This is a genomic window from Nonomuraea sp. NPDC049400, assembly GCF_044466425.1.
GTDB lineage: Bacteria > Actinomycetota > Actinomycetes > Streptosporangiales > Streptosporangiaceae > Nonomuraea.
This window is the reverse complement of sequence record NZ_JBITMP010000008.1, coordinates 100,257-113,195: the sequence shown is the minus strand read 5'-3', so window position 1 is coordinate 113,195 and position 12,939 is coordinate 100,257. Positions and strand designations below refer to the sequence as shown.

Annotated in this window: 10 protein-coding genes; 4 read left to right on the top strand and 6 right to left on the bottom strand. The window is 71.5% G+C overall.

The window, feature by feature from the left end; genetic code table 11:
- Positions 1-40 precede the first annotated feature (40 nt).
- Positions 41-1,525, top strand: coding sequence for a cobyric acid synthase (locus ACIBVN_RS14170; protein WP_397136183.1), 1,485 nt, complete (start codon positions 41-43; stop codon positions 1,523-1,525).
- Here the strand turns inward: ACIBVN_RS14170 and ACIBVN_RS14165 are convergent.
- The 5 genes from ACIBVN_RS14165 to ACIBVN_RS14145 form a co-directional block, all read right to left on the bottom strand.
- Positions 1,470-2,528 (bottom strand): 1-acyl-sn-glycerol-3-phosphate acyltransferase, encoded by a 1,059-nt coding sequence (locus tag ACIBVN_RS14165; RefSeq protein ID WP_397136181.1) that lies wholly within the window; start codon positions 2,526-2,528, stop codon positions 1,470-1,472. The genes ACIBVN_RS14170 and ACIBVN_RS14165 overlap by 56 nt on opposite strands.
- A 27-nt stretch (positions 2,529-2,555) precedes the next feature.
- Positions 2,556-3,368, bottom strand: coding sequence for a patatin-like phospholipase family protein (locus tag ACIBVN_RS14160; protein ID WP_397136179.1), 813 nt, complete (start codon positions 3,366-3,368; stop codon positions 2,556-2,558).
- A gap of 105 nt (positions 3,369-3,473) precedes the next feature.
- Positions 3,474-4,088: a LysE family translocator gene (locus ACIBVN_RS14155; protein WP_397136177.1), complete on the bottom strand. Its 615-nt coding sequence runs from the start codon at positions 4,086-4,088 to the stop codon at positions 3,474-3,476.
- Between the two features lie 4 nt (positions 4,089-4,092).
- On the bottom strand, positions 4,093-5,040 hold the full coding sequence (locus tag ACIBVN_RS14150) for a quinone oxidoreductase family protein (protein WP_397136616.1): 948 nt from the start codon (positions 5,038-5,040) through the stop codon (positions 4,093-4,095).
- Positions 5,041-5,113: 73 nt separating this feature from the next.
- Positions 5,114-6,496 (bottom strand): ATP-binding cassette domain-containing protein, encoded by a 1,383-nt coding sequence (locus ACIBVN_RS14145; protein ID WP_397136175.1) that lies wholly within the window; start codon positions 6,494-6,496, stop codon positions 5,114-5,116.
- A gap of 119 nt (positions 6,497-6,615) precedes the next feature.
- Between ACIBVN_RS14145 and ACIBVN_RS14140 the strand changes: the two genes are divergently transcribed.
- Positions 6,616-7,203, top strand: a complete 588-nt coding sequence (locus ACIBVN_RS14140) for a TetR/AcrR family transcriptional regulator (RefSeq protein WP_397136173.1) — start codon at positions 6,616-6,618, stop codon at positions 7,201-7,203.
- Here the strand turns inward: ACIBVN_RS14140 and ACIBVN_RS14135 are convergent.
- On the bottom strand, positions 7,200-8,825 hold the full coding sequence (locus tag ACIBVN_RS14135) for a serine/threonine-protein kinase (protein WP_397136171.1): 1,626 nt from the start codon (positions 8,823-8,825) through the stop codon (positions 7,200-7,202). The genes ACIBVN_RS14140 and ACIBVN_RS14135 overlap by 4 nt on opposite strands.
- A gap of 195 nt (positions 8,826-9,020) precedes the next feature.
- Between ACIBVN_RS14135 and ACIBVN_RS14130 the strand changes: the two genes are divergently transcribed.
- Together ACIBVN_RS14130 and ACIBVN_RS14125 are read left to right on the top strand one after the other, a co-directional pair.
- A complete protein-coding gene (locus ACIBVN_RS14130) occupies positions 9,021-9,287 on the top strand; it encodes a DUF6504 family protein (RefSeq protein WP_357617581.1) in 267 nt (88 codons plus the stop codon).
- Positions 9,287-12,928 carry a DNA polymerase III subunit alpha gene (locus tag ACIBVN_RS14125; protein WP_397136614.1) on the top strand — a complete coding sequence of 1,214 codons (3,642 nt, stop codon included), beginning with the start codon at positions 9,287-9,289 and terminating at the stop codon, positions 12,926-12,928. Before ACIBVN_RS14130 ends, ACIBVN_RS14125 begins: the two co-directional genes overlap by 1 nt.
- The last annotated feature ends 11 nt before the right edge of the window (positions 12,929-12,939 follow it).

The window sequence follows — 12,939 nt, the reverse complement described above, 5'->3', positions numbered from 1 at the left end:
GGCCAGCATATGACCTTGAGCGCTCCGATACGGTGATCGCATGGTCAGAGGCGGGTTGCTGGTGGCGGGGACCACGTCCGACGCGGGCAAGAGCGTAGTGACCGCCGGCATCTGCCGGTGGCTGGCCCGCACAGGCGTGCGCGTCGCGCCCTTCAAGGCGCAGAACATGTCGCTCAACTCGTACGTCACCGCGGAGGGCGCCGAGATCGGCCGGGCGCAGGTCATGCAGGCGCAGGCCGCGTACCTGGAGCCGGTGGCGGACATGAACCCCGTCCTGCTCAAGCCGGGCAGCGACCGCCGCAGCCAGGTCGTCCTCATGGGCAGACCGGTGGCGGACGTGGACGCGATGGAGTACGGCGAGCTCAAGGACCTCCTCCGCGCCACGGCCCTGGAGGCGCTGGAGAGGCTCAGGAAGCGGTACGACGTGGTGGTGTGCGAGGGCGCGGGCAGCCCCGCCGAGATCAACCTGCGCCGCGGCGACATCGCCAACATGGGCCTGGCCAGGGCCGCCGGCCTGCCGGTGATCGTGGTCGGCGACATCGACAGGGGAGGGGTGTTCGCCGCGTTCTACGGGACGGTGGGCCTGCTGGACGCCGACGACCAATCGCATATTTCCGGATTTGTCGTCAACAAGTTCCGCGGCGCCCGTGAGCTGCTGGAGCCCGGGCTCGACATGCTCAGGCAGCTGACGGGGCGTGCGGTGTACGGCGTCCTGCCCTGGCTCGACGGGCTCTGGCTGGACGTCGAGGACTCGCTCGCCCTGGACAGCCGCAGGGTCGCGGTGCGCGCGCCGTACGGCAGGCAGACCCTGCGGGTGGCGGTCGTGCGTCTGCCGAGGATCTCGAACTTCACCGACCTCGACGCCCTGGCCGCCGAGCCGGGGGTCGTGGTGCGCTTCATCACCGATCCGGTCGAGCTGGACGACGCCGACCTGGTGGTGCTGCCCGGGTCGCGGGCCACGGTCAGCGACCTGGCGTGGCTGCGCGAGCGGGGTCTGGCGACGGCGATCACCGACCGGGCGGGGCCCGTGCTGGGGATCTGCGGCGGGTTCCAGATGCTCGGCCAGGAGATCGTGGACGAGGTCGAGTCGGGGGAGGGGAAGGTCGAGGGGCTCGGCAGGCTGCCGGTGCGCGTCGAGTTCGCGAAGGAGAAGCGGCTCGGGCGGCCGGAAGGCACGGCGTACGGGCAGCCGGTGCGCGCGTACGAGATCCACCACGGGGTGGCCTCGGTGGACGGCGGCGAGCCGTTCCTCGACGGCTGCCGGGCGGGGAACGTCTGGGGCACCGCCTGGCACGGCGCCCTGGAGAACGACGGATTCCGCCGGGCGTTCCTGGCCGACGTGGCCGAACGGGCCGGGCGCGACTTCGTGCCGGCTCCTGACACGGACTTCGCGGGGCTCAGGGAGGAGCGGCTCGACGCGCTCGGCGACCTCGTGGAGCGGCACCTCGACACGGACGCGCTGCTCCGCCTCATCGAGCACGGCCCTCCGGACGTCCCGTTCCTGCCCCCTGGCGCACTGCGTTGACGGCGCGGGCCTGGCGTTGGGCGTCGATCCAGGCGTCGATCTGCTCCCAGTGGTCGTACAACCACCGGATCCGCTCCGCCCGCTCCCGCGGCACCTCGGCGGCCGGCACCCGCCACCACTTCGCGGTGATGTGAGCGCTGACGGGCAGCTTGCGCCAGACGTCTCCCAAGGTGATGAGGTCGTCGAGGCCGGTGTGTGCGACGAAGATGATGTCCGCCGACGGGCACGCCTCGAGAGCCGTGATGGCGCCCTTCGACCTGGGCGGCAGCAGGTGGTCCATGCCGCGCGCCCGCTCCGCCTCCTCGGCCAGCCCCTTCTCCTCCAGCCGCCTGATCGCCAGCCCGCGGCGGCGCGGGGTGAAGTTGCCGCCCTCGGGGAAGATCACCAGGGCGTCCTGATCGCCCATCGTCGCGGCGAGGCGGCGGATCTCCTCGATGATCCGCTCCTGTCCGGACTCGCGGGGGACGAACGCGTTCGGCAGCCGGTTGATCACCACGTCCAGCGAGGGGTCGTACTGGAGCGCGGCCTTCATGACGATGCGCGGCCGCCGTTCATATATCGCTAGAAGGTGATAAATCAGCAAAAAGGAGTCGCCGGGGCCCGCATGCCGCGCCAGCACGATGACCGGCCGGGTCAGCCGGGCGGCCCGCTCCTCGGCCGTCAGCTCGGGCTCCTCGATCTCCAGGGTCAGCCGGAAGATCGACACCGCGTTCGCGTACACCCTGGACAGGAACCACCTGATCAGCGCGTAGTGCCGCTCCTGGCGCCGGGCCCCGCCCGCCACCCACAGCCACAGGCAGGCGATCAGCACGGCCGACTCCAGGGCCAGCCATGCCGTGCCGAACCAGACGAACCTCGGCCCCCGGCGCTGCGGCGGCGGCAGGCGCAGCGAGGCCGCCGCAGTGACGACGAGCCAGAACGGCAGCGTCACCAGCATGAACACGGCCATGACGATGACCAGAGGAGCCAGCACGAGCCGGCGCAGGATACGTGGTGGGAGCACGGCGGCCTCCCTGGAACGGTCTACCTCTCATCCTCCTCTGTTCCGCAGATAGTGCGAAGAGGCGGTGTAGGCCCGCTCGATGCAGGCGGAGATCTGCGAGATGTCGCGGTAGCGCAGCGTGGAGAGCGGCCGGGTCACGCCCGCGGGCAGCACGTGCACCTCCACCCCTGGCGGCAGGCTGGCCATGTCCTCGGCGAAGCGGTGCCTGCGCGCGATCTCGAACGCCACCATGCCCACCTCCCAGAACCGCCTGGGCGGCGACAGCGGCCGTTCGATCCGCCCGACGTGCAGGACGAAGACGCGCTTGGCCCCGAGCCGCACGGCCCGGCTGATGGGGATGCTGTGCACCAGCCCCCCGTCGTAGAAGTGCTCGCCGCCGATCACGACGGGCGGCAGCAGCCCCGGCACCGCGCACGACGCCAGCACCGCGTCCACCAGCGGCCCTTCCGCGAACCAGTGCGCCGCGGCCCGCTCGACCGAGGCCGCCACGCACTGGAAGGGCACCTCCAGGTCCTCGATCTGAGAGATCGGCACGGTCTCGCTCAGAACATCGCGCAACGGCCCGATCGGGTGCAGATGGGTGCCGGTCCTGGCCAGCGTGGACAACCTGGCCACCCATGAGCCGGCGAACGCCGTACGCACGGCATCGGAGCGCCACAAGGACACCAGCCGGGCGACCGCCTCGGAAGGGGCGGCGGCGATGACCGCCCCGTTCAGCGCGCCCACGGACGTGCCCACGACGAGGTCGGGGCTGATGCCCGCCTCGTCGAGGGCCTGCAGCATGCCCACCTCGTGCGCGCCGAGCACACCCCCGCCGCCGAGCACGTACGCCGTCTCCACGCAACCCACCCTCTCGTTGCCGCGCCCCGGAAGCAAAGCCATCCGCACGCTGCCTGACCTGCCCGGTGACGGACGGGGGCGGCCGGCCGGCGTGGGTCGCCGGCCTCAGTCCGTGACGGCGAGGCGGATGCCGAAGCCGACGATGACCACGCCGGTCAGGCGGTCGAGGGCGCGCCGTACGGTGGGCGAGCGCAGGAAGCCGCTCATCAACGACGCGAACCCGATCAGCACCACGCTCCACAGCAGCGCCTCGGCCACGTGCACGCCGGCCAGCAGCAGCCCCATGAGCGCGTGCGGCGCCCCGTCCGGGATGAACTGCGGCAGCATGGCCACGTAGAACGCCCCGACCTTGGGGTTGAGCAGGTTCGTGACCAGGCCTCGCGTGAAGCCGCTCATGAACCGCACGGCCTGCTCCGGCTCGTCGTGCGCCGCCTGCCTGGCCAGGATCATGCGCAGGCCCATCCACACCAGATACGCCACCCCGGCCCAGCGCAGGATCTCGTAGCCGAGCCGGGAGGCGGACAGGAGCGCCGACAGCCCCGCCGCGGTGAGCACGCCCCAGATGAGCGTGCCGGCCTGGATGCCGAGCGTCACGCCCCAGGCCGGCCGCCTGCCCGCCAGCACCGACGTTCGCAGGATGAGGGCCGTGTCGAGGCCGGGGGTGAGCGTGAGAAGGGCTACTACGGCGGCGAACGACCAGACTGATCCTGCGATGTCCATGCGGTCAGGGTATGAGGAGAAGTTTCCCTGTCGTGCGGCGGGCCGCCAGGTCCTCGTGCGCCTGCCGCGCCTCGGCGAGCGGGTAGCGGTGCGAGACGTTGATGGTGAGTTGTCCCGCCGCGATCCACCCGAACAGGTCGGCGGCGCGCTGGAGCAGCTCGGCCCGCTCGGCTATGTAGTGGACGAGCGAGGGCCTGGTGAGGAAGAGCGAGCCGTGCTTGTTGAGTATCTGCGGATCGATCGGGGGGACGGGGCCGCTGGCGGCGCCGTACAGGGCCATGAGGCCGCGCGGACGCAGCACCTCCAGCCCGCCCTCGAACGTGGCCTTCCCGACACCGTCGTACACGACGTCGATCTTGCCGCGCAGCGCCGCCACGAAGTCGTCGTAGCGCAGCACCTCGTCGGCCCCCGCCTCCCGGGCCAGCTTCTCCTTCTCGGCGGTGGAGACGGTGGTGTGGACCCTGGCGCCCCTGAGTTTGGCGAGCTGGATGAGCAGCTGTCCCATGCCGCCGGCTCCGGCGTGGACGAGCACCTCGTCCCCTTCCCGCACCTCGTAGGTGGAGTGGGTGAGGTAGTGGGCCGTCATCCCCTGGAGCATCGCCGCCGCCGCCACGTCGGCAGGGACGCCGCCGGGCACGGGCACCGCCCGATCGGCCGGGATCACGGCCTTCTCGGCGTAGCTCCCCAGGACGTTGGCCCAGGCCACGGTGTCGCCCACGGCCACCCCCTGCACCCCTGGCCCGACGGCGGAGACGGTGCCCGCGCCCTCGGAGCCGATGGGGGTGGGCACGTTGAGCGGGTACGCGCCGGAGCGGTGGTAGATGTCGATGAAGTTGACACCGCTCGCGGCGACGTCGACCACGATTTCCCCCTCGCCGGGGACCGGGTCGGGCCGCTCGACGTATTCGAGAACCTCTGGACCGCCCTGGGCGGAGACGATGATGGCATGCATACCCATAGTCAACTCCGCGGCTGCCGGATCATTCCACCCGGGGCGGGGTCGATCGCCCTGCAGCCGCGGCCGGTCAGCCGATCCTGGCCAGGGCGCCCGCCTCCAGGGCCACCCAGATCGCCCCGTCGGGCCCGACCGTCAGCCCATGAGGCTCCGCCTGCCGCGTGGCGCCGTCACCGAGCTCGGCCGGCAGCGGGTGCTCCTCGACGGCGCCGTCGGTGGTGATGCGGCCAAGGCGGCCGACGGCCCATTCGGTGAACCACAGGGCGCCGTCGGGACCGGTGATGATCGCATGCGGCCGTGCGGCCCGGTCAGGAAGGGGGTATTCGGTGATTTTTCCGGAAGTGTCGATCCGGCCCACCTGACCCGCGCCGATCTCCACGAACCAGAGCGCCCCGTCCGGCCCCAGCGTGATGCCCACCGGGGCGGCGCCCTCCGTGGGGAGCGGGTGGACGCTCACCTCTCCCGTCAGCGACACGCGCCCGATGGCGTTGCCCTGGTTGATCGTGAACCAGAGGGCGTCGTCCGGCCCGGCGGTGATGAAGGCGGGCATGCCGCCCTCCACCGGCACCTCGAACTCCGCCCGCTCCCCACCGGGCCCGATGCGCCCGATCCTGCCGGTCTGCATCTGGGTGAACCACATGACCCCGTCCGGCCCCGCGGCGATCCCGTACGGCGAGTCCGCCTCGTAGGAGGTCACCTGCCCGTCGGCGGTGATCCGGGAGACCCGGCCGCCCTTCCCCTCCGTGAACCACATCGCCCCGTCGGCTCCCGGGGTGATCACGGTGGGCTGCCCGTCCGCCGGATCGAGCTGATGGATCACGGGCTGCCGGCCGGGCGACATCCTGCCGACGCGCCCCTCGTGGACGAGCGTGAACCAGAGCGCCCCGTCCGGTCCGGTGGCGACGCCGTACGGAGATCCTCCGTCGATCATGGTCAACATCTGCGGTCCTTCGCTGGTCGGTCTGGTGCGGCTCAAAGTATGCGTCCCCCTGCCATCGTGATCTCGGTCCCCCGGAAGCGCCGGACGATCGCGCGGTCGTGCGACACCATGACCAGCGCGCCGCGACAGCCGCCGGTCGCGGCCCACGTGGGACAGCCCCAGGCCGCGGAACGCCTTGTCCACCCGCGCGTCCGCCTCGTAACCGCCCCGCAGCTCGTACGCGGTCAGCTCGCCGTATTCGTCCATGACGTCGTCGGTCAGCGCCGACTCCAGCTCGCGCATCCGGCGCTCCATGGCGCGCAGACCCGCCAGGGCGGCGTCGACGGCCTGCTGGACCGTGTGCTCGAGCGTCTGGCCGAGGTAGCCGAGGTCGTCGGCCACCGCGATCTCGCCGTCGTCGGGTGGCTCGACCCCGGCCAGCAGCCGGAGCAGCGTCGACTTGCCCGAGCCGTTCTCGCCGACGATGCCCGCGCGCTCGCCGGGCCGCACGGACATGGACACGTCGGCGAGCACGGCCCGCTCGCCGTACGACTTGGAAACCTTTCGAAGGTGGATCAGGATGGAACTCCAATCGCAACTGTTGTAGCGTTAGTGTGCCATAAGGATAGGCGCTAACGCAACTGGAGTAGTTTTTGTCATCGACGAAGCGCCCGGGAGGGCGAAGCGCGCGGGTTCGCGACGCCGTACGCCAGGCCACGCTCGCCGAGCTGGCCGAGCACGGATACCGGGGTCTGACCATGGAGAACGTGGCCGAGCGGTCAGGCGTGCACAAGACGACCGTCTACCGGCGCTGGGGCAGCGTCGCGGGGCTGATCTCCGACGCGCTCGAGCTGGCCAGGGACGAGCCGTGGCCCGTGCCCGACACCGGCTCCATCGAGGGCGACCTGCGGGGCATCGTCCAGCTCGTGCGGAGCGGGTTCGACGATCCGGAGCTGGGTCCTGTCTCGTCGGCGTTCGTGGCTGCCGCCGTGCAGGATCCCGACGCGGCACGGGCGCTGCACGACTTCTTCGTGGCCCGGCACGACCAGTCGGCGGAGGTCGTACGGCGGGCGATCGGGCGCGGCGAGCTCCCTGACGTCGTGGATGTCAGGGAGGTGATCAGGGTCGCCGTCGCGCCCGTCTACTACCGGTTGTTCGTGGCGCACGAGCCCGTGACCGAGCAGGACGCCGACCGCGCCGCCGACGCGGCGCTGGCCGCCGCCCGCGCGGGGGTCCTCTAGGGTTCCTTCTGGCCGCGTAGCTCGAAGTCGTCGAACGTCGTCTTCAGCATCGACCTCTCGTCCTTCGGCGTACGGGCGAAGAGCCCCACATACCCGTTCCCGAGCCCGTTCGGGTCCTCCACCTGGTGGACCTGCTGGTCGTTCACCCACATCGTCAGCCGCACGGCCGATCCGACCTGCTCGCACGACGCCACCAGCCGGGCCTTGCCGGGCAGCCCGTCCACCTGCACCGGCTGGGCCAGCGTGCCGCCGGCGCCGTCCACGATGCGCCGGATCCTGGCCTTCCCCGTCGTGTCGAGGGCGAACTCGTAGTACGTGTCGTCATCATCCACGTTGTGGCAGTACACGCCGTACTCGCCGGTGCCGGTGTGCCTCTTGACCTCGGCGGTGACGGCGACGACGACGGACGACGGCAACATCGGCGTGGGCGTGGCCGAGGGGTTGGGCGTGCCGGTCGGCTTGGCGATGAGGAAGGGGATGGGGGCCTTCGCCCACCGCTCTTCCGATCCCTTCTCGACATCCAGCCCGTATGTTCCGTCCGTCCGGTATCCGTAGCTGGCCGAGGCGTCGGGGTCGTATGTGCCGGTCCAGCCGCCGGAGGTCTGCGTGAAGTCCTCGCGGTAGAGAACGCCCAGGTCGTCGGGCGGCCCGCTGGGGGCCAACACCGCCCACGCGGCCACGGACCCGGCCACGAGCACCGCCGTGGCCGCGGCGATCCCGGCGATCAGCTTGGCGCGGCCGCCCTTGGACGGCTGCTGGACGGACGTGTACGCCGTCGTGGCCTGCTGCCAGGCCACCTGCACGGTCTGCGCCGCCTGCTCCGGCGCGGCCGACCGCCCGACGAGGTGGTCGAGCAGCTGCTGCGCGGTGGGCCGCATGGCCGGGTCCTTGTGCAGCGCCGCCCTGACCAGCTCGCGCAGGGCGGGATCGACGTCGTCGAGGTTCGGCTCGGCGTTGAGCACCTGATAGACGATCGCGGGCAGCGTGTCGCCGCCGAACGGCGCCCTCCCGCTGGCGGCGAACGCGATCAGGCTCCCCCACGAGAACACGTCGCAGGCGGGGGACACCGGCTCGCCCCGCAGCACCTCGGGAGCCATGTAGCGGGGCGTGCCGACCAGCTCGCCGGTGCCCGTGACGCCGCCCAGCGTGTCGAGCGCCCGCGCGATGCCGAAGTCGATCACGCGTGGCCCGACGGGCGACAGCAGCACGTTCGATGGCTTGAGGTCCCTGTGCACCACCCCGGCGCCGTGGATGGCGGTCAGGGCGGTGGCCACGCTGACGGCCAGCGCGTCGAGGCTGGAGCCGCGCAGGGGGCCTGACTGGCCCACGGCCGCTTCGAGGTTAGGCCCCGGCACGTACTCGGTGACGACGTAGAGCTGGTCGCCGTCGAGAGCGGCCTCGAGCACCGCTGCCGTGCAGAACCTGCGCACTCTCCGGGCGGCGTCGGCCTCCCTGCGAAAGCGCATGCGGAACTGCTCGTGCTGGGTCAGCTCCGGGTTGATCACTTTGACGGCGACCCGCTGCCCGGCGGGGTCCTCGGCGAGATGGACCGTGCCCATGCCGCCCCGCCCCAGCACGCTAAGTAACCTGTAGCGCCCAATGTGGGAGGTTTCACCGCTCACGCCGCGCAAGCTTACCGATACGTCGCGAGCCTCGCAGGTGGACGTGTACGCCCTCGTGTGAGGGAAGGAGCCGGGGTGACGGACCCAGCACATGACTTGCGCTGGAAGCCGTAAGAACATATGTTCGACTTATAAGCGCACCCGTCTTCCCCCGGGTGGCTCAGCATACGACCAGAGCCGCGGGGAGAAAGCGTCTTGAGCAGACTCTATGGCGATCCGATAGAGGTGTGGACCAGGGACGGGGAGCCGACCCAGTTCGTCTGGCGCGACCGGCTCTATCTCGTCCGCCGGGTCCTCGACCACTGGGTGGTCGCGCGCGAGTGGTGGAAGACCGGCGACGGCGATCCGGGTGAGCGCAAGTTCTGGCGGGTGGAGGCCAGCCCCGGGCGCGAGGTGGGCTCGTACGAGCTGCGTTACGACACCGCCGGCAACGGCTGGCTGCTCCTGAGGGCGTGGGACTGATGGCGCCGCCGTTCCCGCACCTCAGCGTGTGCTCCGCGTACTCCATGCGCTTCGGCACGGCCTTCCCGCAGGCGCTGGTGAGCCGGGCGGTCGAGCACGGGATGGACATCCTCGCCCTGACCGACCGCGACGGGCTCTACGGCGCGATCAAGCACGCCCAGGCGTGCGCGGAGGCCGGGATCTCCGCGGTCTTCGGCGTTAACCTGGCGCTCGACGCCCTGCCCCCGCTGCCGGGGCTCGGGGTGCCCGGCCTTGACATGTCCGGGCGCCGCGCGCCGCGTCCCAAGACCGGGCCGGACGCCGAGGACCGCGTCACGGTGCTGGCCCGCGCCAAGGGCTGGTCCCGCCTGTGCCGCCTGGTCACGGCCGCGCACTACGCGGCCGAGCGCGGCACGCCCAGGGTGAGCCGCGAGCTGATCGGTGAGTGGGCGGGAGGCCCGGGCGGGGATCACGGGTTCGGCGCAGAGGACGGGCTCGTGGTGCTGCTCGGCCCCAGGTCCGACGTGGGCCGCGCGGTGGCCGAGCGGCGCGACGAGCACGCCAGGACGCTGCTCGGCCTCTGGCGCGCCGCGGTGCCCGGCGTGTTGATCGAGCTGGTCGACCAGTACGGCTTCCGCGACGCCACCACGGCCGTGCGCATGCTCGGCCTGGCCGAGTCCACGGGCGTCCCCGCCGTGCTGACCAACGCGGTGCGCTACCTCGACCCGGCCGACCACCAGGTCGGCGACGTGCTCGACGCGGCCCGCCAGCTCGTCCCGCTGCACCCGCGCCACCTGGACCGCATGACCTCCCACGCCTACCTCAAGAGCACCAAGGAGATGCGGCAGGTGGCGACCAAGGTCTGCGGCGCGGACCAGGAGCGGGTCGCGCGGCTGCTGTTCACCACCAGGCGGCTGGCCGAGGCGTGCTCGGTGAACCCGGACGGGCTGCTCGCGCTCCGGAGCGACCCGCCCGACCTGCACCTGCCCGAGATCGGCCGCGACCCGGTGCCGCTGCTGCGCCACCGGGTGGAGGACGGGCTGATCAGACGCGGCCTCGACCGCTCCGGCGACGCCAGGCGACGCCTCAGGGAGGAGATGGCCATCATCGAGCGCAAGCGCCTGTCCGGATATTTCATCGCCGTCGCCGGCATCACGGACATGATCCGCGGCATGGGCGTCCGCTGCGCCATCCGCGGCTCGGGCGCGGGCAGCCTGGTCAACTACCTCATCGGCATCGGCGAGGTGAACCCCCTCGACCACGGCCTGCTCATGGAGCGCTTCCTGTCGGAGGGCCGCGTCGGGCTGCCCGACATCGACGTGGACGTGGAGTCGGCCCGCCGCCTCGACTGCTACAAGGCCATCTTCGAGCAGTACGGCGAGGCCCGCGTCGCCTGTGTGTCCATGATGGAGACCTACCGGGCGCGCAGCGCCATCCGCGACGTCGCGGGGGCCATGGGCCTGCCGCCGCACGAGATCGACGCCATCGCGAAGGCGTTCCCGCACATCAGGGCCAGGCAGATCACCGCGTCCCTGCACGACCTGCCCGAGTTGCGCGACAGCCGGCTCGGCGAGGCGGGGCTCGACCGGGTGTTCCGGCTGGCGGAGAGGCTCGACGGGCTGCCCAGGCACATCGCGATGCACCCGTGCGGCGTGCTGATCGGCAACGGGGGCCTGCGGGACAGGACTCCGGTGGAGCGGAGCATGCTGGACTTCCCGATGTCGCAGTTCGACAAGGACGACGTGGAGGAGGCCGGGCTGCTCAAGCTCGACGTGCTGGGCGTGCGGATGCAGTCCGCGATGGCGTACGCGCTGAGCGAGATCAAGCGGGTGGACGACGTGGTGGTCGAGCTGGACACCCAGAGCGGGGACGACCTCGGGGTCCAGTACGTGCCGCACGACGACGAGGACACCTACGACATGATCTGCGCCAGCCGCACCCTCGGCTGCTTCCAGATCGAGTCGCCGGGGCAGCGCGAGCTGGTCGCCAAGCTGGAGCCGCGCAAGATGCACGACCTGATCGTGGACATCTCGCTGTTCAGGCCGGGGCCGGTCAACTCCGACATGGTCACCCCCTACCTGGAGGCCAGGCACGGGTGGCGCAAGCCGTACTACCCGCATGAGAGGCTGCGGGGCGCGCTGAAGGAGACGCACGGCGTCGTGGTCTTCCACGAGCAGGTGCTCAGGGTCATCGAGGTGATGACGGGGCGGGACCTGTCGTTCGCCGAGATGTTGCGGCGCACGCTGGCCACGCCGGAGGGGCGGGAGCTGGTGCGCAAGACGTTCGTGCCCATGGCCAGGGCCAACGGCTTCGACGACGCGGCCGTCGAGCGCGCCTGGCAGGTGCTGGACGCGTTCGGGGCCTTCGGCTTCTGCAAGGCGCACGCGGCGGCGTTCGCGCTGCCCACGTACCAGTCGGCCTGGCTCAAGCGGCACCACGCGGCGGCGTTCTTCGCCGGGGTGCTCACGCACGAGCCGGGCATGTACCCGCCGCGCGTCATCATCGACGAGGCCAGGCAGTGCGGGATCAAGATCCTGCCGCTCGACATCAACAAGTCGGGCAAGGACTGGCGGGTGGAGCGGCTCGGGCTGCGCGTGCGGCCCTCCTCGCTGGCGGGCGCCTCCTCCCCGGTGCGCAGGGAGTTCAAGATCGGGGAGATCGGCAAGGGGTACGCGTTGCGGGTGCCGTTCTCGGCGGTCAAGGGGGTGAGCGAGGCCGAGGTCGAACGCATGATCGCGGGGCAGCCGTACACGTCGCTGGCCGACTTCTGGGACCGTGCCCGGCCCTCCCGGCCGACCATCGAGCGGATCGTCCAGGTCGGCGGGCTGGACGCGCTCCACGACCTGCACCCTGGCGGGCCCCGCTGGCGTCCGGGCGAGCTGACCCGCCGCGACCTGATCGCCCAGGTGGGCACGCTCGAACGGGGCTCGCCGATCGCCGTGCGGCCGGGCGCGTACGCCTCCAGGCGCTACACCTCGCGGCCTTCCAGCGTGGAGGAGCCGTCGGTGCAGCTCCCGCTGGGCTTCACCGAGCACCTGCCGCCGGGGGAGCTGCCCGAGATGACGGAGACGGAGATGGTCGAGGCCGAGCTGGAGATCCTGGGCATCGACATCAGCCGCCACGTCATCAGCTTCTACGACGAGCTGCTCGACGGGCTCGGAGTGGTACGTTCCAGGGATCTGCTGAAGCAGCGCAACGGAGCGTGGGTGCTGGTCGCGGGGGTCAAGGTGGCCACGCAGACGCCTGCCGTGCGCTCGGGGCAGCGGGTCATCTTCACCACGCTCGACGACTCGACGGGGCCGGTCGACCTGACGTTCTTCGAGTCGGTGCAGGGGCGGTGCGCGGCGACGGTGTTCGGCTCCTGGCTCATGGTGGCCAAGGGGGTGGTCAGGCGCACGGGGACGCGGGCGGTGTCGCTGCGGGCGGTGGACTGCTGGAGCCTGTCGGACCTGGCCACGCTCTGGCGGTCGGAGGGCATCGAGGCGGTCCGCTACCTGCTCGCCCAGCCGCCGGCCAAGGCCGCGGGGGTGACGGGCCGCAAGATCGAGTACGCCAACGGCTTCCGCCTCTCGCCCTACTCCGACCTCGGCCCCGCCATCACCACCCCGCCCGGGCGGCTCTGGCACGCCAGCCCGGGCAGCTCCGGCCCCACAGCGGCCTGACGCGCCGCCTC

What these genes read in the sequence shown, in the direction of transcription:
- ACIBVN_RS14170 (WP_397136183.1), top strand. Translation starts at nt 41, where the DNA reads ATGGTCAGAGGCGGGTTGCTGGTGGCGGGGACCACGTCCGACGCGGGC.
- ACIBVN_RS14155 (WP_397136177.1), bottom strand. Translation starts at nt 4,088, where the DNA reads ATGGACATCGCAGGATCAGTCTGGTCGTTCGCCGCCGTAGTAGCCCTT.
- ACIBVN_RS14150 (WP_397136616.1), bottom strand. Translation starts at nt 5,040, where the DNA reads ATGCATGCCATCATCGTCTCCGCCCAGGGCGGTCCAGAGGTTCTCGAA.
- ACIBVN_RS14125 (WP_397136614.1), top strand. Translation starts at nt 9,287, where the DNA reads ATGGCGCCGCCGTTCCCGCACCTCAGCGTGTGCTCCGCGTACTCCATG.